This window comes from Alishewanella sp. HL-SH05, assembly GCF_052655985.1.
On sequence record NZ_CP199753.1, the window covers coordinates 2,676,842 to 2,699,311 of the forward strand.

The 22,470-nt window shown below is 43.9% G+C and carries 19 protein-coding genes; 5 read left to right on the top strand and 14 right to left on the bottom strand.

The features are described 5' to 3' along the window. Positions 1-427 precede the first annotated feature (427 nt). The 3 genes from ACUJFL_RS12210 (at position 428) to ACUJFL_RS12220 (ending at position 2,694) form a co-directional block, all read left to right on the top strand. Positions 428-1,984, top strand: coding sequence for a peptide MFS transporter (locus ACUJFL_RS12210; RefSeq protein WP_445424988.1), 1,557 nt, complete (start codon positions 428-430; stop codon positions 1,982-1,984). A 129-nt stretch (positions 1,985-2,113) separates the two neighbouring features. Next, on the top strand, positions 2,114-2,461 hold the full coding sequence (locus ACUJFL_RS12215; RefSeq protein ID WP_445427628.1) for a hypothetical protein: 348 nt from the start codon (positions 2,114-2,116) through the stop codon (positions 2,459-2,461). After that, positions 2,395-2,694, top strand: a complete 300-nt coding sequence (locus tag ACUJFL_RS12220; RefSeq protein ID WP_445429087.1) for a DUF5610 domain-containing protein — start codon at positions 2,395-2,397, stop codon at positions 2,692-2,694. Before ACUJFL_RS12215 ends, ACUJFL_RS12220 begins: the two co-directional genes overlap by 67 nt. Positions 2,695-2,708: 14 nt before the next feature. On the opposite strand, the gene ACUJFL_RS12225 is transcribed toward ACUJFL_RS12220, so the two are convergent. Beyond that, positions 2,709-4,004, bottom strand: coding sequence for a hemolysin family protein (locus ACUJFL_RS12225; protein ID WP_445424990.1), 1,296 nt, complete (start codon positions 4,002-4,004; stop codon positions 2,709-2,711). A gap of 160 nt (positions 4,005-4,164) precedes the next feature. Between ACUJFL_RS12225 and ACUJFL_RS12230 the strand changes: the two genes are divergently transcribed. Next, complete coding sequence (locus tag ACUJFL_RS12230) at positions 4,165-6,240, top strand: tetratricopeptide repeat-containing diguanylate cyclase (RefSeq protein ID WP_445427629.1); 2,076 nt, start codon at positions 4,165-4,167, stop codon at positions 6,238-6,240. A gap of 69 nt (positions 6,241-6,309) precedes the next feature. Here ACUJFL_RS12230 and ACUJFL_RS12235 read toward each other — a convergent pair whose 3' ends face one another. Then, positions 6,310-8,172 (bottom strand): putative bifunctional diguanylate cyclase/phosphodiesterase, encoded by a 1,863-nt coding sequence (locus ACUJFL_RS12235; protein WP_445427630.1) that lies wholly within the window; start codon positions 8,170-8,172, stop codon positions 6,310-6,312. A gap of 176 nt (positions 8,173-8,348) precedes the next feature. On the opposite strand from ACUJFL_RS12235, the gene ACUJFL_RS12240 reads away from it, so the two are divergent. Continuing rightward, positions 8,349-10,232 carry a propionyl-CoA synthetase gene (locus ACUJFL_RS12240; RefSeq protein WP_445427631.1) on the top strand — a complete coding sequence of 628 codons (1,884 nt, stop codon included), beginning with the start codon at positions 8,349-8,351 and terminating at the stop codon, positions 10,230-10,232. Positions 10,233-10,352: 120 nt separating this feature from the next. Here ACUJFL_RS12240 and ACUJFL_RS12245 read toward each other — a convergent pair whose 3' ends face one another. The 12 genes from ACUJFL_RS12245 to ACUJFL_RS12300 all read right to left on the bottom strand — a co-directional run bounded on the left by ACUJFL_RS12245 (position 10,353) and on the right by ACUJFL_RS12300 (position 22,417). Next, entirely contained in the window at positions 10,353-10,661 is a 309-nt protein-coding gene (locus tag ACUJFL_RS12245) for a DUF6170 family protein (protein ID WP_445427632.1), read from the bottom strand. Between the two features lie 221 nt (positions 10,662-10,882). Continuing rightward, on the bottom strand, positions 10,883-12,985 hold the full coding sequence (locus ACUJFL_RS12250) for a YjbH domain-containing protein (RefSeq protein ID WP_445427633.1): 2,103 nt from the start codon (positions 12,983-12,985) through the stop codon (positions 10,883-10,885). Then, positions 12,985-13,719 carry a capsule biosynthesis GfcC family protein gene (locus tag ACUJFL_RS12255; RefSeq protein WP_445427634.1) on the bottom strand — a complete coding sequence of 245 codons (735 nt, stop codon included), beginning with the start codon at positions 13,717-13,719 and terminating at the stop codon, positions 12,985-12,987. Before ACUJFL_RS12255 ends, ACUJFL_RS12250 begins: the two co-directional genes overlap by 1 nt. Continuing rightward, positions 13,716-14,417: a YjbF family lipoprotein gene (locus ACUJFL_RS12260; RefSeq protein WP_445427635.1), complete on the bottom strand. Its 702-nt coding sequence runs from the start codon at positions 14,415-14,417 to the stop codon at positions 13,716-13,718. Before ACUJFL_RS12260 ends, ACUJFL_RS12255 begins: the two co-directional genes overlap by 4 nt. A 71-nt stretch (positions 14,418-14,488) precedes the next feature. Next, complete coding sequence (locus tag ACUJFL_RS12265) at positions 14,489-14,890, bottom strand: hypothetical protein (protein WP_445427636.1); 402 nt, start codon at positions 14,888-14,890, stop codon at positions 14,489-14,491. Between the two features lie 133 nt (positions 14,891-15,023). Beyond that, entirely contained in the window at positions 15,024-16,619 is a 1,596-nt protein-coding gene (locus ACUJFL_RS12270; RefSeq protein ID WP_445427637.1) for a polysaccharide biosynthesis protein, read from the bottom strand. Positions 16,620-16,627: 8 nt separating this feature from the next. Further along, complete coding sequence (locus ACUJFL_RS12275) at positions 16,628-17,005, bottom strand: hypothetical protein (protein WP_445427638.1); 378 nt, start codon at positions 17,003-17,005, stop codon at positions 16,628-16,630. 81 nt (positions 17,006-17,086) lie between these two features. After that, a complete protein-coding gene (gene galU, locus ACUJFL_RS12280) occupies positions 17,087-17,995 on the bottom strand; it encodes a UTP--glucose-1-phosphate uridylyltransferase GalU (protein WP_306178233.1) in 909 nt (302 codons plus the stop codon). 79 nt (positions 17,996-18,074) lie between these two features. After that, positions 18,075-19,076, bottom strand: a complete 1,002-nt coding sequence (locus ACUJFL_RS12285; RefSeq protein WP_445427639.1) for an NAD-dependent epimerase — start codon at positions 19,074-19,076, stop codon at positions 18,075-18,077. A 131-nt stretch (positions 19,077-19,207) separates the two neighbouring features. Continuing rightward, entirely contained in the window at positions 19,208-20,383 is a 1,176-nt protein-coding gene (locus ACUJFL_RS12290) for a nucleotide sugar dehydrogenase (RefSeq protein ID WP_445427640.1), read from the bottom strand. Positions 20,384-20,496: 113 nt separating this feature from the next. Next, a complete protein-coding gene (locus ACUJFL_RS12295) occupies positions 20,497-21,951 on the bottom strand; it encodes an MBL fold metallo-hydrolase RNA specificity domain-containing protein (RefSeq protein WP_445427641.1) in 1,455 nt (484 codons plus the stop codon). Between the two features lie 139 nt (positions 21,952-22,090). Beyond that, the gene (locus ACUJFL_RS12300; RefSeq protein ID WP_445427642.1) at positions 22,091-22,417 is read right to left on the bottom strand and encodes a four helix bundle protein; all 327 of its coding nucleotides are present in this window, start codon (positions 22,415-22,417) and stop codon (positions 22,091-22,093) included. Between the last annotated feature and the right edge of the window lie 53 nt (positions 22,418-22,470).

Consider the following 22,470-nt stretch of genomic DNA (forward strand, 5'->3'; position numbering starts at 1 on the left):
CACAATAAAACTCCCTCCCCCAACAAAACGTCTCTGAGTAAGGTATGACCAGTACCGGAGTGTGGTAAGACCTGTCTCTGAGTAAGGCCCGACCAGTACCGGAGTGTGGTAAGACCTGTCTCTGAGTAAGGCCCGACCTGTACCGGATTGTGGTATGACCTGTCCCTGAGTAAGGCCCGACCTGTACCGGAGTGTGGTAAGACCTGTCTCTGAGTGAGGCCCGACCTGTACCGGAGTGTGGTATGACCTGTCTCTGAGTGAGGCCCGACCAGTACCGGAGTGTGGTTGTACCAGCTTGCGACGGAGATTATAGGAGCGATGAAGTAAATGCTTGTACCGAGGATGACAAAACGTTGTGATAGCGGCATAATCGAGTGCGAACTGCATAAAAGCAGACAATAATAATAATTCATTACCCGGGGACTCCATGAATTCTCAATCCACTGCGCTGGGCAACCATCAAACTCAGCCACAATTTTTCGGCCATCCGGTCGGGCTTTATGTATGCTTTTTAACTGAAATGTGGGAACGCTTTTCGTTTTACGGCATGAAATATTTGCTGTTGTTATATTTAACAAAGTATCACCTGTTCAGTGACGCCGGCGGCTTAGATGTATTGGGTAGCTATGCCGGTTTAGTGTATGCCATGCCAGTGATCGGCGGCATGCTTGCTGACCGGTATTTAGGAATGCGCAAAGCCGTTACCTTTGGTGCCATTTTGTTGTGTTTAGGTCATTTAGGCCTTGCCTACGAAGGCTTTCAAGCCTATGTCGAAAACGGTGTGGTCGTGCAAGATACCGGCGCGATCCAAGTGTTCTACTTTTCGTTAGCCCTAATCATCATGGGCGTGGGTTTTTTAAAACCAAATATTTCTACTATCGTTGGCCAGTTGTACGGTAAAGATGATGCCCGTCGCGATTCTGGCTTCACCATCTTTTACATGGGTATCAATACCGGCTCATTTATTGCCACCTTATTGGTTACCTATATCGGTGAAAAATTCGGTTGGGGTTGGGGTTTTGGTTTAGCCGGTATCGGTATGGTACTAGGCTTAATTGTGTTCTTAGCCGGCCAAAAATACCTGTATGGTTATGCCGAGCCCAATGATCCCGTGCGCTTAAAACAAAAGGTATTTGCTTTTGTCGATCGTGAATGGCTGATTTACCTAGCAACCATCCCGGCTCTGTTTGTTGTTTGGCAACTGGTTCAATACAACCCCATCGTACACTCTGTGTTACTCGGTTTGTCGTTCATCGTGTTAGCGGGCGTAATCTGGTTTATGGTAACGCAATGCAATAAAGAAGAACGTGATCGCATGTTTGTGCTGATCGTTCTAACCTTCTCTACGGTGGTGTTCTGGGCCTTGTTTGAACAATCGGCTTCATCCATGACCTTGTTTGCTGATCGGGTTATGGACCGCACGGTTTTTGGTTTTGAAACCACTGCAGGTCAATACGGTGCTTTAAACCCATTATTTATTATCACCTTAGCCCCTATTTTTGCTTGGCTGTGGGTGGCACTTAGCAAGCGTAAACTTGAACCGAGCACGCCGGTAAAATTTGCACTGGGTATCATGCAAGCCGGTTTAGGCTTTGGCGCGTTAGTCATTGGTGCACAATTCCCGAATGAAGCCGGCTTAGTGAGTGCCGGTTGGTTGGTGCTAGCTTATATGCTGCACACCATGGGTGAATTATGTCTATCACCTGTTGGTTTATCTGCGGTCACCAAATTGGCCGTCCATAAAGTGGTCGGTGTGATGATGGGGGCATGGTTCTTAGCCACTGCTTACTCAGAGTTACTTGCAACACAATTGGCTAAACTGGCCGCTATTGAAACGCCCAGTGGTGAAGTCGCTGATGTCGGTGCCGCTTTAGCTGCCTACACAGAATTATTTAGCTTCTTATGTTACTTCGGTATTGCTGCAGGTATCTTTATGTTGATTATCAGTCCGCTACTGAAAAAACGCATGCACGGCATCAATTAACCTTAAGCGCATTGTTACCCTAAAACACCTCGGTCTGCTGGCCGGGGTGTTTTTTTATGGATTTACGGCTAAAGTTATTGCTGTAGCGGCCGCTACAACGTTAATTGAAAATGGATCTAGGGATCACTCATGAGTAGCATTAAAACCGACAGCATGGTAAGTACGCTACGTAGCAATGCTAATAACGCTGCTGTGATCCCAGAGAAACTGAGCAAACAACAACAAAATGCAGCCATTTTAGCGGCCAGTGAAAAAGTGGCACTACAAAGTAACAACAACACCCTCAGCCTGCTTTACAAAACAGCACTCGACGGTATTAACGACGCCTTAGAGCCTACCTTAGGTAAAAACGCCACAAAAAAATCTATGACTCAGGTATTGATACCTCGCCCGAGGCCACGGCCGAACGCATTGTCAGTTTTGCCACCAGCTTGTTTAATATCTATAAACAACAGAAACCATCAGAAGATAGCTTAAAGCAATTAGATGATTTTATGGGAACCATCGGCAAAGGCATTGAGCAAGGTTTTAGCGATGCAAAAGCCATCTTAACCGGGTTAAAAGTGTTTGAAGGTGATGTCGAAACAGGTGTCGCTAGCACCTACGATATGGTGATGAAAGGCCTACAAAATTTTCGTGAAAAACTGATGGCAAGCTATGAGCAACAAGCCGAAACGGCTGAAAATGAGCCAGTGACAAAAACCCCATAACCAACATTAAACGCTTATTCCGCAACAGGCTCGATACGAGTGACCAATAATTGGTCAATTTTGTAGCTGTCGATATCAACCACTTCAAATTTATAGCCAGCATGCAGCACAAAATCGGTGCGTTTCGGAATTTTCTTTAGGGTATACATCATAAAACCCGCAATGGTTTCGTAGTTTTCGGCATTCGGAAAACGCGGTATATCCAGCACCCGCATCACATCCGCCAGTGGCGTTAAGCCTTCAACTAACCATGAATTACTGTCACGCGCGACAATCTGCTCTTCTTCTGAATTAACCAACTCGCCCATCACAATACTCATCACGTCTTTTAAGGTGATAATACCCACCACCATCGCGTACTCATTTAAGATGATGGCAAAATCGATACCCGCCGATTTAAAGTGTTCTAACACCTCATATAAAGACAAGGTATCCGGGATAATTAATGGCGTGCGCACAATACCGTCTTTTTGCAAAGAAATAGGCTGATCGTGTAATACCTGCATTAAAATATCACGGGTATCCACATAACCAATCACTTGATCTAACACGCCTGCACACACTAAAAACTTTGCATGAGGGTGCTCTGCAATTTTGGCTTTAATGCTCTCTTGCGCTTCGTCTTTGGTGAAAAAGATTAAGCTTTCGCGCGCGGTCATGGCCGAGGTTACCGTGCGCGATTCCATATCAAACACATTTTCTAATAACTGATGCTCATGCTCTTGTAAAACACCGGCCTGCGCACCGGCATCCATCATCGCCATAATGTCATCAGGCGTAATATCATCTTTGCGCAGTGTCGGTATTTTAAGCATACTAAAACACCAATTAGCTAAACCGTTAAACAACCACACTAAGGGTTTAAGCAGCATAATCAGTAATAGCATGGGGGCGACAATGCGCAGCGCAATTTGCTCGGGGGCAATCATGGCTAAACGCTTTGGCATTAAGTCTGCGAACAAGATAAATAATGACGTGACAAAGAACACGGACAAACCAAAGGCCGCAGGTTGAACCCAAGTTTCGTGGCTAAACAAACCAAGCATATTGGCAAAATAAGGTGTAAAAGCCGATTCACCTAAAATACCGCCGAGTATCGCCACCGCATTAAGACCAATTTGCACTACCGTAAAAAAATTACCAGGGTGATCTTGCAGCGCTAAAATTTTCTCTGCGCGAACATCGCCCTCAGTCGCCAATAAACGTAACCGCATTTTGCGTGACGCCGCTAAAGAAATTTCAGAAACAGAAAAAAAGGCGCTGGTGGCAACTAATGTAGACATGATAATAAGGTATTCTAAAGCACTCATAATAAATCCATTCGCGTGATATCGCCTTTATTAAGCATTATGCTGAACTATTTAAATTATACCTGATTTATAAGTATATTTTTTTAAAAGTGGACTTATTATGCAATCTTAGTTAAAACTATAGAATAAAATTTAAGTTAAATTTGGTTTCATAAAAATAATGTCATTAACTAAATGTTTTATTGTTCTTGTTTTTACTCTGGCAATATCGCTGCTACCTAATTGGGCGGTGGCGCAGGAGCATGTTGTTAATGAAACGCAACAAGTTAAGTCTCAAGCTATGCGCGATGCTTCACTTGAACAAGAATTAGACGAATATTTAACGTTAACCTTAGTTGACCCAGAACAAGCAAATCTAAAACTACAAAGTATCATCGACCGCCTTCCTACCAATCTGGCTGAAGACAATACACCTGAGAGCACTGTTAGAGCACTAACTTACCAGCTATTTTCTCATTTATATCAAGCCAACTCTTCTGCTGTAGATGATATTTTAGCGACTCTGGCAGAAATTAAAAATATCACTAAATCAGTTAACGCCATTGCAGAAATTATGGCTGCAGAACTCGAAGTGCTATCTTTTCGCAATCAAAGTAATCAGGCCTATATTAATGCTGAAATATTGGCCGGTATACTCACAGACGTTGAAAACCCACGAGTTAAATATTGGATAAACGCCCTACTAGGTAGACTATTTAGACAAGACACACAATACGAAAAGGCGTTAAAACATTATGAGCAAGCACTTGATGCCTTAAATACAACAAACGACAGCAGAACTTTAGTTCGTAGCACCTCTTTAAGACAACAGATTGCAATTGTGCATACCGATTTAAAAGATTGGCAACGTGCACGAAGCTTGTTAGAAGAAGTTTATCAAGATTTGTTACGCTATAAACAAGATCAACTTCTACCTGACCTATTTTTATCGCTTGGTTTTGTCATGGCGGGACAAAAAGATTATACCGCAGCTGTGGAAGTAAATCTCAAAGGCTTAGCCCGCGCCCGAGCTCAAAAACAGCAGAGTCTCGTGCTTACCTTCATGAACAACCTTGGTTCGGTGTACATCGAGCAACAAAATTATCCAGCAGCAAAAAATATTCTAGAAGAAGCATTAACTGAAGCGCTAGCATTAAAAGATACAGAAAACGTTAACCTTATTAACTTTAACATCGGTTATTTAGAAGTACTTTTAGGTGACGCCGAATCAGGCCTGACCAAAATGCAAAAAGCTTTTGCTTTTTACCAGCAACGCGATAGTAAAACTGAACTAGAAGACCTACTTGGGTGGTTTGCTAAAGCCTATAAATCGCTTAAAGACTATCCAAAACTAGCCGAAACCCTTGAGTGGCAAATGCAACTTCGTGAAGAAATTGCCGCAGCGTCCAGTGAAAAAATTACACGTGATTTGTTATCTCGGTATGAACTCAAATCTCAAACACAACAAATCACTATCTTACAACAACAAAACGAACTGCAAGAAGAGCTGCTTAAAAATAAACAACTGCAGCAAACCATTACCCTTTTGTTTATTTTTATTATGGGTTTAGCGGCTATCTTACTGGTTAACTTATACCGCAAAGTACAACGCTCAAATCTCCGCCTGAAAGAAGTTAACAAACAACTGGAATATCAGTCTTTACGCGACCCCTTAACCGGCTTATTTAATCGACGTGCTATGCAAGATAAAATGGCGAAACGCCATAAAAGTAGCCAGCCGGATGCTTGCGCACTCTTATTGTTAGATATCGACTTTTTCAAACAAATAAATGATAACTACGGCCATGCGGCAGGTGATGCCGTGCTGATTGATTTAAGTCGACGCTTATTGGCCTTAACTGATGAGAACGAGCTGTTGATCCGCTGGGGCGGTGAAGAGTTTTTAATTGTTATTCAGCGTTTAGAGCAAGAAGAAATTGATCAAATCTGCCAGCAAGTGTTGCAAGTCGTTAGCGCCCTGCCCGTGGTATACGAAGGCAATGAGATCCCCGTAACGATTAGCGGTGGCTTTATTCGCTTACCGTTTTCACAAGTGCCTGAGCATCAATTTAATTGGGAAAGAGTATTACAGGTTGCCGATATGGCCCTTTACTTAAGTAAGTTGAATGGCCGTAACCAAATCAACCTGATTGACGAATTGCAAGTACCGTTTGCCGATGCAGAGCCGCATTTACAATCAGATCTTAATGGTGCGATACAAGAAGACATGATTAAACTTCATACTATTCATGGTTAAAAAAGGTTAGTTAGCACTATGAGCCTAATTGACCAATTGAGTTAAAGGCTTTTGTTGATTTTTCGAAAGCTAAATTAACCCTCCACTCGCTTTTGCCAAATAATGCTCAAATAAGTTCAATGGTAATGGTTTAGAAAAATAGTAACCTTGATAATGGTAACATCCTAGCTTGAACAAGGTTTTTAACTGCTCCACCGTCTCAACCCCCTCAGCCATCACTTCTAATCCTAAGGTTTGGCCTAATAAAATGATCATCTTTGCAATAGCCTGATCATTCTCATCTGTAAGTAAATCGGCAACAAAACTACGGTCAACTTTCAATTGATATAAGGGCAAACGCTTTAAATAGACTAACGAAGAATACCCTGTACCAAAATCATCCAAGGAAAAGCGGATCCCTTTGGCCTGCAAAATCTGCATAATACCGACTACATTATCAAAATCTTCAACCAACACACTTTCTGTAAGCTCCAGCTTCAGCGCCGACGCATCAATAGCAGTGTGTTTTATAATGTCGAGCACCTTATCTGAAAAGTTAGCTTGTTTTAATTGCTTAGCGCTAATATTTACCGACAGTTCTAAACGGGCTGTACTAGGCGTTTGCTGCCAAACAGCCAATTGTTTACAGGCATGAAAAAGCACGTACTCACCGATTTCCACAATCAAGCCTGTCTCTTCAGCAAAACGAATAAACGCATCTGGGCCAAGTAAGCCGCGTTCTGGATGACGCCAGCGTAACAATACTTCAGCCCCCAGCACGACCCCCGGGTGAACCAACTGTGGCTGATAAAACAATTCAAACTGTGCTTGATTTAATGCTTGCCGTAATTCCTTGGCTAAATTCAAACGTTGGTTAGCTTGTTCCTGTAACGTGATATCAAAAAAACTCAGGCCATTGCCGCCTGCTTGCTTTACTTGGTAGGTGGCCAGATCGGCCTGTGTAATGAGTACATCCGTATCATGCTGCCCGCCCAAAAACAAAGTGCAACCAATACTGATGGTGTTTTTCTCTCTGATCGACATTAAATTTTGATTAGAAATGACCGTGTGCTGTAAACTTGCCGCTAATTCCGTAATTGCCTGCACCGCTTTACAACGCTCGGCAGTAAACAATTCGCTTAATACTAAGAATTCATCTGCACTAAAGCGCCCAATGGTGTCTCCCTGCGGCAACACCGACTGCAATGCTTGGCCGATAAGTTTAAGAACTTCATCTCCTTTAGTAAAACCTAAGCTATCATTTAGTGTTTTAAAATCGTCGACATCAATAAACAGTAATGCCACATAAAACTGATTACGATGACTTTGTCGTTGCGCTTGTTCGATCCGATCTAACATTAACTGCCGATTGGCCAAACCAGTTACCGGATCGTAAAAGGCTAAGCTTTCTGCTTTTTCCTCAGCCTCTTTTCGTAATAATACACCGCAAATATTACCCGCAATCAGACTTAACCCGGCCACTTCTGCCTCAGGCCAACCCTGTAACTGTTTCACCATATCAATACCAAACATGCCGATTAAACGTGTATTGCTGCGTAACGGGATCATCAAAAGCGATTTGATACCTTGACTGGCTAACAATTGATATTCATTTGACGTGTGCTCTAAAACGGAAATATCTGCGATACGCGAGATTTCGCCCTCTTGCCAGCTGCTAAACCAGCCACCAAATTCTGCTGAAGCTAAATTTTGTAAACACGATTTTTGAGGCGAAACATCCGAGGCACACCATTCATGCGTATTGCTTGCAGTCACTAAGTCGGCACTAAACATAAATACATAACAACGATCAGCACCATAAAACATGCCAATACGCGCTATGGCTTTATTAATAACGTCATCCACTTCGTTTGCTGAACTCAACACAAATTCAGCGGAAATCGCCGCAACTAATCTAAAAAAAGCAACGTCATAGTCTTGGTTAACAGACAATATTCTCTTCCTAATTTAAACATACTTAAAAAGTGTATCTGTAAATTCAAAATTTCGCTAGCCAAGCACTCAAAACGTGGTAGCTCAACTATTGCGCCTTAGCCATAAGTCTAGTTTTATTTCATTATAAATTCTGTACATTGGTAAGATAACTAAACATCCTTAAGGATACTAACATGTCTTACCTACAAGAATATCAAGCGTCTGTTGCTGATCCCGCGGCATTTTGGGCTCACAAAGCAAGCAAAATCGCTTGGTTCAAAGCGCCTACCACAATTATCAGCCAGCATGATAATGTTTATCACTGGTTTGCCGATGGTGAGCTTAACACCTGTTATTTAGCACTGGATCAGCAAGTGCTTGAAGGCCGTGGTGAACAAACTGCGCTAATTTATGACTCTCCAGTAACTCAAACCAAACAACAATACACTTATAAACAACTCCTCGAAGAAGTAGCAAAATTCGCCGGAGTATTACAAGCACATGGCGTAACCAAAGGTGATCGTGTAGTTATCTATATGCCAATGATCCCGCAAGCGGTGATCGCCATGTTAGCCTCGGCAAGACTGGGCGCCATTCACTCAGTGGTATTTGGTGGTTTTGCACCGCATGAATTAGCGATCCGTATTGATGATGCCAAACCCAAAGTGGTGATCAGTGCCTCTTGTGGCATCGAGATTAACCGTGTTATAAGCTACAAACCGCTACTCGACAGCGCAATTGAAAAAGCTGAATATAAACCCGAACACTGTATTATTTTTCAGCGCCCGCAAGATCCTGCAACCCTAATTGCAGAGCGTGATGTGGATTGGCAACAAGCCATGCTTAATGCCACAGCCGTAGACGCCGTCCCGGTGCAAAGTACTGATCCGCTGTACATCCTTTATACCTCTGGCACGACCGGCAAGCCTAAAGGCGTGGTGCGTGATAATGGCGGGCATGCGGTTGCCTTAACATACAGCATGAAAGCTATCTATGATATTCAAGCCGGCGATGTGTTTTGGGCCGCCTCAGATGTGGGCTGGGTAGTAGGACACTCCTATATTGTATATGGCCCCTTGCTCGCAGGCGCCACCACTATTTTGTATGAAGGTAAACCGGTATTCACGCCCGATGCAGGTGCATTCTGGCGAGTGTGTGCGGAATATAACGTAAAAGCCATTTTTGCTGCGCCCACCGCCTTTCGTGCTATTCGAAAAGAAGATCCCCATGCTGAACTGTTAAAACCGCATAACTTAAGCCAGTTAAAACATGTTTTTATGGCCGGTGAAAGGCTTGATCCCCCCACCTATCAATGGGCTTGTGAAGTATTAGGCAAACCCGTAATTGATCACTGGTGGCAAACTGAAACAGGCTGGGCCATTTGCGCCAATTTAGCCGGTGTTGAATTACTGCCGGCCAAGCCCGGCTCGTCAACCAAACCTGTACCTGGCTACCATGTGCAAATATTAGATGATGCAGGACAAGCTGTACCCGCCAACACACAAGGCAATATTGCGATTAAGCTGCCACTCCCTCCTGGCTGCTTAGCTACCATCTGGGGCAATCCAGAGCGCTTTAAAGCCGGTTACTTAACTAACTTCCCAGGCTATTACAGCAGCGGCGATGGCGGCTACCTGGATGAAGACGGTTATCTGTTTGTGATGGGGCGCACGGATGATGTCATTAACGTTGCCGGGCATCGTTTATCAACCGGCGAAATGGAAGAGATTTTAGCCTCGCACCCTGCCGTAGCAGAATGCTGTGTTATCGGTTTACCTGATGAATTAAAAGGTCAGCAGCCTGTGGGTTTCGTGCTACTGAAAAACGGCATCACCGTTGATGAAACGACCCTACAAGCAGAGTTAGTCGCGTTAGTAAGACAAGAAATCGGCGCAGTTGCCAGCTTTAAAAAAGCATTAATCGTGCCTCGGCTACCCAAAACACGTTCGGGTAAAATATTACGCAAACTGTTACGGCAAATAGGTGAAGGGCAAAGCTACCAAGTCCCCTCTACTATCGACGACCCAGCTAGCTTGCCAGAGATTGCCGACATCATGAAACAACGCGGCATCACCTAACCCCACTCAGACACTGGTCAAACCACACTCCGGTACTGGTTTGGCCACACTCAGACACTGGTCAGACCGCACTCCGGTACTGGTCTGGCCACACTCAGAGTCGGTTAGGTGAAATGGCGACTAAGCTTGTTTTTCTGGAAATTGCTGCCGGCGAATTGTGGCAAACTGTGAGCGACATAAATAAAAAGTAATAGGCCGTGTGATCAACGGATAAACCACTACCAATAACAGAATATAACCTGGGATGGCTAAACCTTCAGCGCGAGCAATTAAAATAAATAACGTAGAAAGAATAATTAACTTAATAATATTCAAAGTTATTTTTGTAGGTGCTGCTAGCCTATCAGCTGCGGTACGAATTACTTCCATGCGCTGTGAAAAATTCAAGCCAGCAAGCTCGGGGATACTCTGACTGTTAAAATAAATCATCTACTACCGCCTTAAAAAACCACAACAAATATTTAATACATAACATTACGTCATAACTGGCTAAATCGACTGGTCAGACCGGTACCGGAGTGTGGTCAGAGGTTTGACTTGTACCGGAGTGTGGTTGTACCAGTGTCTGAGTGTGGTACAACCAGTACCGGAGTGTGGCCATACCAGTGGATTTAACTGGTATGGCCTGTACCGGAGTGCGGTACGACCAGTTAGTCGTAGAACGGTGAACGGCTCTCGGTCCTGTCGATAAGCTTAATGGGGCGATTAAGCGGTTGACCACCGTCGCGACCAATGGGTACCCATGGAATACGGCCTCGGCCTTTAGCAGGGCTAATCGAGAACAAATCAAACGGTAATGATATATAAAAGCCTTTAGTGAAACTGCCTTCGCCATACTCTTCTGAACTGACATCCGTTATCGCAGCATAAGCGCCCACAACGATACCGCTATCAAAACGCTTAGCAAAATCAACATTAACCCCTTTATCTTTAGCTAAAAACTGACCGATATTAAAGGTTAACAAGGTGTCTTTTAGAAACTCAGGTTGCCAGTAAACATTCACATGCCCCGTTACGGTTTTGTAATCCAGAAACCCAAAATCATTTTCGTATGAACGCTGTTTTACATAGTTTAAATCGACGCCAAAGGCTAGCGTACTATCAACAGGTCGATACAGAAACTCTGCCCCGGCCCCTGCAAACATCGTTTCAAGGTAACCCGCGTAAGCTTGCGCAAAAACTGACGGTGCAATTTCTTGCTGCCAATGCCCATAAATATTTTCAACCGATAATTTGCTGCGAGTAACATACTCACGAACATAAGTACGCACTCTAGGTAATGCCGACTCCTGAGCATCCACTTTAAAATTAAAGGAATCAAAATTCTCTAACACGGTAAGTTTAGCCGTGGCATTCATACTAAATTGGTTGTTAAAACGATATCCGCCCCCTAAAAATAAACCGCCTTGATACATATAGAATTTTTCTGGGTTACCAAAAGATTGCACCCAAAAAATTTCAGAGCCGGTATAAAAACCACGATCATCGGTTAAATTAACTAACTCCAGCGCAGCAGCATCGGGTTGTTGTCTAACATAGGTTGAACGTAGATCAGGCTGGAACAAATTGTTCTGTGCCACATCAATAAAATCTTGCACATTAATCAGCTTTTCAACTTGCGGCATATGGCTAGCATATTCAACAAGTCGAATAGTTTTAATATTTTCAGGCAATTGCGCAATAATCACGCGCGCGACCCGATCGGTAAGCTCCACATCATCACGATAATTGAGAGACTGGCCGTGCAGAATGAACTCATCCTTGGTCATGCGAATACTTTTGGGTAAAAATGCGGCGTTGTAATATAAGTTATGCGTTAACTGGTTAAAGTTTATATTGGCAGACGAATCAATTTTAACACCCGTTACCGGCAGCTTAGCGGGGTTGATCTTAATTTGGCTGGCTTCATGCATATTCAGCCGGTAATGCACGCCAAAACCTAAGGTGTTACCGCGCTGATAATTAACATCAAACGTAAAATCATCCCATTGATAAGCCGCACCTACATTCCAGCGGCTGTCTTGCGCTAACACACCCGCACGATCTTCGGTATAGTCGTTACCTTCATATTCTAATTTTAATACTAGTGGTTGCCACGGTGTTTGATAGGTTATGCCACCAAAAACAGAAGCCGGGCCTTTAAAGAATTTTGAATAACTAATTTTCCCCCCCTGACCAAGAGTGCCGCCAGGGCGATTACAAAAACTGTCGCGCACTTCACAAAAAGGGTTGGTTATATTACCGGCGGTACCTAAATAGCCCCAGCCCATCCCCAAATGAAAATCTAGGTTACCATAACGCTTACTTAGCGCTAAAAACTCGCTTTCAAACAGGCCTGTACCGCCAAAATCTTTAAAACCCAGTGACACTTCGGGCAAATAACGGCTTTCTTGCAACAAACGAAATTTAACATCCAAACCTTTATCTTTTAAGGTTTGATCACCGCTGAATTCAATTGAGTTACTGTATAAACGAGTACGAACATCGGTATAACGTGCGGTGGCTTCCATCCATGGGAACAGCTGAATACTGACCGACCAAAAACGGTATTCTTCGTTATCGGTGTAATTAAGCGAAAGATCGCCATCCGCTGCCATGCGAGATGTGGGCGTTTGCAGTAAACCTACACCACCATGAATAGCTTGAGATACCCGCGCCGGTGCTTGCTGCCAAGTATCATCTGCTAAAGCTGCACCGGGCATACATAAGATGGCAAGCGCCGATAATTTAAATACGGAAGAGATGTTCTGCATTAATCCATCCTGTTCACGGCAAGTGCTAGAAGTTTTTTATTCAACTCGGCAAAGTCTTTAGAAAAATAACCATGCGAAAAAGGAATATATAAAGTTGAACCGGGCATAACCTCAACTCGGTCTTGTTGCCAAGCACCACGCAAAATTTCAATGACGTTGCCATTGGGTTGAATAAGATAAAAGCGGCTGGTATCGGCTGTTGGATGTTCTGGTATGGCGTCAAAATAGTCATGCACGCTTGTTGCTGAACGCAGTGATAAATTAACATTTTTTGCCACTGCACCCCACACAGGTACTTCTACTGGCCTAACCTTTAACTGCAAACGATAATGACCACTTTCGAAAAGCGGATTAAATGCCTGTTTAGCTCGGGCTAAATCATAATCGATAACAAGTGGAATTTTTTCTGCCAGTTGCCAAGAAGAAAGCTCGTCAGCCAGCCGTTTTAATAAAAGTTGCACCTCATCATCCGCATCGAGCATTAACGCAGAGATTAACGCTAAGGCTTCGCTTCTTTGTTGTTCAAGCTGTAAAGCATCCAAACGGTACAACTGACTTGCCGGCCAATACCAGGCTTGCTGCAGTGCCACAGGTGCGAGCACCTCAGTTAATCGCGGCTGCTGCTCAAATTTAAATTCAGTCGAACCCATTTTTACTTCAACTACGGGCTTGGCTGCCACCAGCCCACTGGCGGCACAACATAAACCCATAAATAGTGCTGTGATAAGTTTCATATTGCATCCTCGGCGATAAATAGCCCTTCGCGATTCAAATGCCGCACCACTTCACTAATAAAAACCAGCTCTAAAGGCTGAGCACCAGGTTGTAATTGCTGCTGGCTTTTTAAAACCTGACCCGTTTTCGCCTCAAGCCAAAAAACATTTTGCCATTGTTGATCAAAACGCCAAAACGAAGCAGGATTATCATACTCAAGCGTTTCAATCACTTTAATGGTATTAACCGAATGGGTAAAAAAAGTCAGCTGGTCTTGCTGCACAGAAAACTTAGAGCGAATTTGATAACCGTACTCACCGGCGTGCCAATCTACAGCTCGGATCCAAGCACTGTTATTAAGGCTGTTCCACTTTAAGGGGTCAGACAACAGGTTACTGACATACAGTAAATCATTACTTAAACCCAAGGTTTTTATGATGCGGCCGTGATCGGTTACTAACACAGATTGATCTGCCGACAGCCATTTCATCTGCTCGCCATCAACCGCCATTAAACCCATGGCAATACGCGAATTTTCACCCAACCGCACATATAAAAAATCGTTATTCGCCTGCACAATAGTGCTATAGGTTAAGGTAATATCTGTTGGGGTTTTGAACACTTGTTTAGCCATATTGGCATAGTGTTGATAAGTATTGGAACAGCCTGATAAAAAGCTCAAAATAACAAGCAGTAAAATACGCGCTAGCGAGTTCATAAAGGTAAAGCCTCAGGTGAGCTACACTCAAAAAAAAGCCGCCAACAGGCGGCTTTTTTAAACAATACCAATTATGGCAGAATTGTTGCGATAGCTGGATAAGTTGTTACTACTGGAACAGTAATAGTGCTGGTAGAAGTACCTGTACCAGTAACGGTAACTGTGGTGCTGTTGTTAGTACAAACACCATCTACTGGCACACCGTCGCCTTCGTTACAAACCAGCGTAAATACTGGATCAGTTGGGCCGCCATCACCACCATCACCACCATCCACTACCAAGCCGTCAGCTGAAGCGTTAGACACAATTGCCGCAGCTACTGCTGCAGCAACACCTGCTGCAGTTAACGTTGCTACAGACAATGAACCAAAAGTAGTAACAGAAGACCCTGTAGTTGAAGTGGTATTTGTAGCTTGTGCACTAACACCCATTGACAACAATAAAGCCGCCGCAGCTAAACTTAACTTTTTCATAAATATCCCTCTAAGTAAAAATATATTGTTGACAAGAATACCCGATAACATGGGGTTTGACAACGTGACATTGTGTTTCAATTAACTCATTTCATTTACGCATAGTTAGATGACACTATTACCACTATTACCATTAGGCAATTTGCTGTGTTTTGTTTTCATCCTTAACTGCCGCTAATGTTAACGGCGCGGTTGCATTAGCAATAGAGGCAATTTGCGCCGCCGTGCTCACATCGCATGCCGCGTTCGCCACTAAATCGCTGGTCGCATTACTATAGTTAAATTCTGTTGGTGCTGAACGAATTAGCGCAATAATGTCTTCCACCGCAAACTCATCACAGGCTTTGTCTAACCGTTGCAGTAAATGTTGCATTTCAGGCCAGGTTAAACACACTTCATCAGCAGCCATAATTCTGCTGTGCTCAGTTTTGCGCACATTGTTACCCACCAGTAGTTCTTCGTATAATTTTTCACCTGGTCTAAGGCCGGTGTAGCGCAACTCAATATCGCCATCGGGGTGCTGCTCGTCTTGCACCTCTAAACCCATTAAGTGGATCATTCTTTTTGCCAGATCAGAAATTTTAACTGGTTCGCCCATATCAAGCACAAAAACATCACCGCCTTTGCCCATCGCACCGGCTTGTATCACTAACTGCGCCGCTTCCGGAATGGTCATAAAATAACGAATAATATCTTTATGCGTAATAGTCACTGGCCCGCCTTTACGAATTTGCTCCCTAAATAAAGGAACAACGGATCCAGATGAGCCCAACACATTACCAAAGCGCACCATACAAAAACGTGTTTTAGTTTGATACTGCGCCAAGGCTTGCAACACTAATTCGGCTAAGCGTTTAGACGCCCCCATCACATTGGTTGGCCGCACCGCTTTGTCAGTTGAAACTAACACAAAGGTTTCTACGCCGGCTTTAATTGCCGCATCAGCGGTAAACCAAGTGCCGAATACATTATTACGTACACCTTCAACCACATTATATTCAACTAGCGGTACATGCTTGTAAGCCGCGGCATGATAAACGGTATTCACCTTAAACGTGCGCATTACGGTTTCAAGGCGGTTTTGTCGCTGCACCGTACCCATCACAGGAATTAACGTAACATCCAAACCTTCTTGCAAAATAAAATTCTTTAACTCTTGCTCTATTGCATATAAACCATATTCCGACAGCTCAAACAGCAACAAGGTGATAGGTTCACAGCGAATAATTTGCCGGCACAACTCAGAGCCAATAGACCCGCCAGCACCGGTTACCATGACCACCTTGCCTTTAATGTTGGCGTTAAGCAGTTTTAGTTTTGGTGCAACCGGATCACGGCCGAGTAAATCTTCAATTTTTACGTCTTGCAACTCATCAATGCGCATGCTGCCATTCACCACATCGCTCATGCCCGGAATAGATAATACTGGGATCGGTAACTCTTCTAACTGATCCAATACATCACGGCGACGCGAGCGACTGGCCGACGGCATGGCAAGTAGCACCCGGCCAATATTTTTTTGTTTAATTAAACTGGCAATACCGTCTGGGCTACTAACTGGAATACCTAAAATGGTTGAACGCTGCAAGGTAGTATCATCGTCTACAAACATCACCGGGTGATACTGTTCGCCGTTTAATAAAGCTTGCGCCAATTGGCGCCCCGAAGAACCCGCACCATAAATTAACACTCGGGTTTTATGGCCATTATTGTTTGGTTGAAACAACATACGGGCACCTAAACGAACCCCCCCGAAGTAACTAACGCCACCAAGGCATACACAATCACCAAGTTAGTGCGGTCATGTACCCCCATAACAGCGAACAAACTGGCCAGTACAATAGCACTTAGCACAATACCAAAGAGTACCGCGCCTAAAGCATGCTGGCCAACATAACGAATAACCGCACGATATAAACCCAGTTTTGTAAAAATAAACAAGGTAAGCGGCAAAGCAATAACGAAAGCCAAAACAATAGGTTGCAGCTGCTGTGTTTCTTGCCCTTGCGTGAGTAAGTATGCTAGTGCTAACGACAACACCAGAAAAAAGGTATCTATACCTACCGAAATAATACGTTTCACTGAGCGCGGTAACGCCAGTAACCATGCAAGCATGATGAACTCCTAGTTACCGGCAACCTCACCGGCAAACTTTATAAACAACTTTACAAAATAGTATAACGTAATAAGGCCTTTTTAGCGGTTAGCGTTGAGCAAGCCCGTTAACCACTGCTGAAAATCTGGCCCAAGGTTTTTATCCCGCAAGCCATATTCAACAAATGCCTGCATATAGCCCAGCTTGTTGCCGCAATCATGGCTGCGGCCTTTAATGTGATAAGCATTTACTGCCTGCGCTTTCATCAAGATGGCGATGGCATCAGTAAGTTGGATCTCATCACCCGCGCCTAGTGGCGTATATTCTAACGCTTCCCAAATATCAGACGAAAACACATAACGCCCCACCACGGATAAATTAGACGGTGCTTCATCTACCGGCGGCTTTTCAACAATTGCCGTCATCGCAATGGACTCGCCCGCCGCTAACGGCTGACCTTGCACATCGGCTACACCATAACTGGTCACATTTTCCATTGGCACCGGCTCAACCATTACCTGGCTAACACCGGTATCACTAAATAAAGTGGCCATATGCGCTAGGTTATCGCGCTTTAAATCGCTGTCGTAGCCATCAATTAACACATCAGGTAATACCACGGCAAAAGGTGCATCACCTACTAAAGGCCGAGCACAGAGTACCGCATGGCCTAGGCCTTTGGCTTGGCCTTGGCGCACGTGCATAATGGTCACGTCTTTTGGGCAAATTTTTTGTACTTCATCTAACAGTTGGCGCTTTACGCGCTTTTCAAGCATTGATTCGAGTTCAAAACTAATATCAAAATGGTTTTCAATGCTGTTTTTTGATGAATGCGTAACTAAGATAATTTCTTTAATACCGGCGGCAATACACTCTTGCACCACATACTGAATAAGCGGTTTATCTACCACGGGCAGCATTTCTTTTGGAATAGCTTTAGTTGCAGGCAACATCCGTGTACCAAGGCCGGCAACAGGTATTACAGCTTTACGAACAATACTTTTTTGCATATTTTTTCCATTCTAAAAATTGCTAATGTTAATGCTAATCTTTTAACTGATGATAAAAGTAAAAACTAAAAACTCAACACTAAACACTATAATACTCTCGATACCAATCCACAAAACGCTGCATACCCTCATCAATGGGCGTGGCCGGTTTAAAGCCGACAGCGGCTTGCAAATCATCGATATCAGCAAAAGTAGCCGGTACATCACCGTCTTGCATTGGGTAGTATTCTTTTATTGCCATTTTACCCGCAGCTCGCTCAATGGCTTCGATAAAGCTCATTAATTTTACCGGTTGGTTATTACCAATATTAAAAATTTTATAAGGCGCAAAGCTTTCTGAAGCATTGTTGCCATCCCATTGCGGTTGTGCAACAGGTGGTTTGGCCTGAATACGCACAATGCCTTCTACTATGTCGTCTATATAGGTAAAGTCACGCATCATCTGGCCATGATTAAATACTTTAATGGGCTTACCCGCTAAAATGGCTTTGGTAAATAAAAACGGCGCCATATCGGGGCGGCCCCAAGGGCCATACACGGTAAAAAAGCGTAAGCCCGTGGTGGGGATCCCATAAAGATGGCTATAAGTATGCGCCATTAACTCATTGGCTTTTTTGGTGGCGGCATACAGTGATACCGGATGATCCACCCGATCGGATGTGCTGAACGGCATTTTCGCATTCATGCCATACACTGAGCTGGATGAGGCATACACCAAGTGCTCTACCTTGTTATGCCGACACCCTTCTAAGATAGTAAGGGTGCCAATAACATTGCTGTCGGCATAAGCCAGTGGGTTCTCTAGCGAATAACGCACCCCCGCTTGCGCCCCTAAATGAATCACCCGCTGAAACTGCTCTTGTGTAAATAACGCGGCGATACCTTCGCGATTGGCTAAATCAAGCTCAACAAAACGAAATGCGGCTTTATCAGTTAACTGTGCTAAGCGGTCTTTTTTAAGTTGTACTTCATAATAATCATTAAGATTATCTAAACCGACAACACTGTGGCCTTCAGCCAGCAAACGCTGGCAAACATAAAAGCCAATAAAACCGGCGGCGCCCGTTACTAAATAATGCATCTAAACTCCAACTATATTTAAAACTTACACGTAACTATGCTGCTGATGACGATCGGCTAGCATAGCAATGACCGGCCCAAGGGGCCTAGTGACGGTGCATTGAGCAAACTGGTTACCGCTTATGAAACAAGCTAGTCACTACCAAATAAATCACGGGTGTAAACTTTGTCAGCGACATCCGCCAATACATCACTGTGTCGATTTGCGACAATAACATCAGCAATTTTTTTAAACTCGTCAAGATTTGTAATGACCCGACTGTTAAAAAATTCAGCTTGTTTCAGCTCGGGTTCAAACACCACCACTTCAATGCCTTTGGCTTTAATACGCTTCATAATACCCTGAATGGCAGATGCTCGGAAATTGTCTGAACCCGATTTCATAACAAGCCGGTAAACACCAACCACTTTGGGTTTACGGCTAACAATCGCATCAGCGATGTAATCCTTGCGCGTGCGGTTGGCCTCAACAATAGCTTGGATAATATTATTAGGTACATCTTTATAGTTAGCCAACAACTGTTTCGTATCTTTTGGTAAGCAGTAACCGCCATAGCCAAAACTAGGGTTGTTGTAATGATTCCCAATTCGCGGGTCTAGGCCCACACCTTCAATAATCTGCCGCGAACTTAAACCATGGCTTTCGGCGTAGCTATCCAATTCATTAAAATAAGCTACTCGCAGTGCTAGGTAAGTATTTGAAAATAGCTTAATGGCTTCTGCTTCGGTGCTATCGGTAAATAATACCGGCACATCTTTTTTAATAGCACCAGCTTGCAATAATGCAGCAAACTGCGAAGCCCTATTACTTTGTTCACCCACTATAATGCGCGAAGGATATAAATTGTCATAAAGCGCACGCCCTTCGCGTAAAAATTCAGGCGAAAATATTAGGTTTTCAGTAGCAAACTTGGCTCTTGCATCACGGGTAAAACCAACCGGTACCGTTGATTTTATTACCATCACGGCGTTAGGGTTAACAGCAAGCACTGCGGTTATCACAGCTTCTACACTGCTAGTGTTAAAGTAATTAGTTTGTGGATCATAGTCAGTAGGTGTAGCAATTATCACAAAATCGGCATCTTGGTAAGCCGCTGCGGCGTCTAGGGTTGCAGTAAAATTCAGTGTTTTGCTCGTTAAAAACTCGCTAATCTCTTTGTCTTCAATTGGCGATATCTTGTTGTTTAACTGCGCTACCTTGCTTGCAACAATATCCACTGCCACCACGGTATTTTGTTGAGCCAATAACATGGCATTTGATAAGCCAACATAACCGGTTCCGGCAACTGCAATTTTCAAACCTGACATAAGTATCCTTTTATTAGCTTTGAGTATTGAAAGCTAAGTTTTTAGTTAAAAACCATCCCACAAACATACTCAATATTAAAAACTAAAAACTAAAAACTAAAAACTCAACTATTTTATTCCGCAATAACAACCTGTTCTGCATAAGCAACCAGATCAGACTGGAGCGCTAATTTCGCTGGCACATCGCCATGCACAATTCTAACCTGCTGCGGCTTGCGGTGCATACCACTAATAAAATTCAATAACCCTTTTTTATCAGCATGGGCTGAATAGCCGCTTAATGTGAGCACTTCAGCCTGAATATCAACCCGTTGGCCGTCGATCATAACATAACCACCGCGTGGTCCATATTGCTGAATTGCAGCGCCAAGCGTACCGCGTGCTTGATAACCCACAAACACCACTTGATGCGCGGCATCAGGTAATAACGCCTTTAAATAATTGACTACTCTACCGCCTTCACACATGCCACTGGCGGCAATCACAATAGCCGGCTTACGAGTACTCGCCAGCAAGTTAACTGCAGCAAGGTGTTCGGCATGGCTATCTATAGTATGTAACTGGGCAAAACTAAGTGGGTGACGCCCCGCATGCACTTTTTTACGTGCTTCGGCATTCCAGCAAGGCAGCAGTTGTTTGTAAGCGGTAGTAAATTTAGCGGCTAAGGGCGAGTCGATAATCACAGTTAAGTCTTGCCAAGCTAACTGCTGATGAATTTTTTGGCCTTGCAGGCGATGAATAATACCTTCTAACTCATACACCAACTCTTGCGTTCGGCCAATACTAAAGGCAGGAAACAATACCGTGCCATTATCTTGCAACGAATGCAATAGCACTTGCTCTAAGCGCTTAACACGCAAGCGCCGGTCATCATGCAGCTTATCGCCATAGGTACTTTCTATTACTACCACATCGGCGGCATAAGGTGGCTTGGGCGCCACCAGCAAGGGCGAATACGGCGCGCCTAAATCACCCGAAAACACCGTAATAAAGGGCCTTGGCAGTTTACGGCTTACCTTGGTATTAGCTTGATCATTGCTGCTGGCCGCAGGGTAATGCTTAATTTCGACATAGGCCGAGCCTAAAATATGCCCCGCTTTTTGTAACCGAAACTGCCCTGCAGGTTTACCTTGGTAATCGGGTAAGTTAAACCATTGTTTAAATTCGCATGGCACCAATTGCCGGCCAATCGCCCTTAAAAAGCCAGCAATGAGCTTTTCATCACGAGTTACCCCAACCTTAAGCGCATCTTCTAACACTAAGGGCAGCAAATGCGCGGAGGCAACCGAACAATAAATAGGCCCCTTAAAACCCGCTGCTAACAAATAAGGAATACGCCCAACATGATCAATATGCACATGGGTAACGATAAGCGCGCGGATATGAGAAATGGGGAAATTAATAGCAAGGTTAGCTTTACTGCCACTACCCTGCTCATCACCTTGAAACAAACCGCAATCAATGAGTACGCTGTACTCAGTAGCCAGCTGATACTCATGACAAGAGCCCGTAACGCCATCAACAGCGCCATGGTGAATAAACTGTGGTTTGGGGTAAATAGTCGACATCCAATGTCCTTTATAGTGACACGCAGCTTTGCTGCTAGTTACTAGTTACTAGTTACAAGTTACAAGTTACAAGTTACAAGTTACAAGTTACAAGTTACAAGTGACAGAGTGTGCCTGAAACTTGTTACGATTTCAGTTTTCATATTAGTCCCTTGATCAGCTTGAACAACTCTTTGACTTTATTTAGCGGCTCGCTAACATCAGTGATATATCCTAACCGCTGTGCAATTAGCAGCTGTGTTTCCAATTCACTTAGAGAACCACGTGCGATTGTTAAAAAGCGTATAAAGTCTGCATTACTTTCACGACCTGCACCTTCCGCAATATTACTGGGCACTGACACCGCCGCACGTTGCATTTGAGAAGCTAAGCAATACTTTTCTATATCAGGAAATTGCCGGGTGATTGCATAAACATCTACTACCAAATCCATGGCTAGTTGCCACACTTTCAATTCATAGTGCATGTGTAAGTCCTTTTTCAACAGCAGTGACTCGCAGCTTTGCTGCTAGTGACGAG

Excerpts from the sequence above, each read along its gene's own strand:
- ACUJFL_RS12245 (WP_445427632.1), bottom strand. The coding sequence starts at position 10,661 with ATGATTTATTTTAACAGTCAGAGTATCCCCGAGCTTGCTGGCTTGAAT.
- ACUJFL_RS12270 (WP_445427637.1), bottom strand. The coding sequence starts at position 16,619 with ATGTTGTTTCAACCAAACAATAATGGCCATAAAACCCGAGTGTTAATT.
- ACUJFL_RS12295 (WP_445427641.1), bottom strand. The coding sequence starts at position 21,951 with ATGTCGACTATTTACCCCAAACCACAGTTTATTCACCATGGCGCTGTT.
- ACUJFL_RS12230 (WP_445427629.1), top strand. The coding sequence starts at position 4,165 with ATGTCATTAACTAAATGTTTTATTGTTCTTGTTTTTACTCTGGCAATA.
- ACUJFL_RS12265 (WP_445427636.1), bottom strand. The coding sequence starts at position 14,890 with ATGAAAAAGTTAAGTTTAGCTGCGGCGGCTTTATTGTTGTCAATGGGT.
- ACUJFL_RS12240 (WP_445427631.1), top strand. The coding sequence starts at position 8,349 with ATGTCTTACCTACAAGAATATCAAGCGTCTGTTGCTGATCCCGCGGCA.
- ACUJFL_RS12290 (WP_445427640.1), bottom strand. The coding sequence starts at position 20,383 with ATGTCAGGTTTGAAAATTGCAGTTGCCGGAACCGGTTATGTTGGCTTA.
- ACUJFL_RS12225 (WP_445424990.1), bottom strand. The coding sequence starts at position 4,004 with ATGAGTGCTTTAGAATACCTTATTATCATGTCTACATTAGTTGCCACC.
- ACUJFL_RS12250 (WP_445427633.1), bottom strand. The coding sequence starts at position 12,985 with ATGCAGAACATCTCTTCCGTATTTAAATTATCGGCGCTTGCCATCTTA.
- ACUJFL_RS12275 (WP_445427638.1), bottom strand. The coding sequence starts at position 17,005 with ATGCTTGCATGGTTACTGGCGTTACCGCGCTCAGTGAAACGTATTATT.
- galU (WP_306178233.1), bottom strand. The coding sequence starts at position 17,995 with ATGCAAAAAAGTATTGTTCGTAAAGCTGTAATACCTGTTGCCGGCCTT.
- ACUJFL_RS12285 (WP_445427639.1), bottom strand. The coding sequence starts at position 19,076 with ATGCATTATTTAGTAACGGGCGCCGCCGGTTTTATTGGCTTTTATGTT.
- ACUJFL_RS12210 (WP_445424988.1), top strand. The coding sequence starts at position 428 with ATGAATTCTCAATCCACTGCGCTGGGCAACCATCAAACTCAGCCACAA.
- ACUJFL_RS12215 (WP_445427628.1), top strand. The coding sequence starts at position 2,114 with ATGAGTAGCATTAAAACCGACAGCATGGTAAGTACGCTACGTAGCAAT.
- ACUJFL_RS12255 (WP_445427634.1), bottom strand. The coding sequence starts at position 13,719 with ATGAAACTTATCACAGCACTATTTATGGGTTTATGTTGTGCCGCCAGT.
- ACUJFL_RS12300 (WP_445427642.1), bottom strand. The coding sequence starts at position 22,417 with ATGCACTATGAATTGAAAGTGTGGCAACTAGCCATGGATTTGGTAGTA.
- ACUJFL_RS12260 (WP_445427635.1), bottom strand. The coding sequence starts at position 14,417 with ATGAACTCGCTAGCGCGTATTTTACTGCTTGTTATTTTGAGCTTTTTA.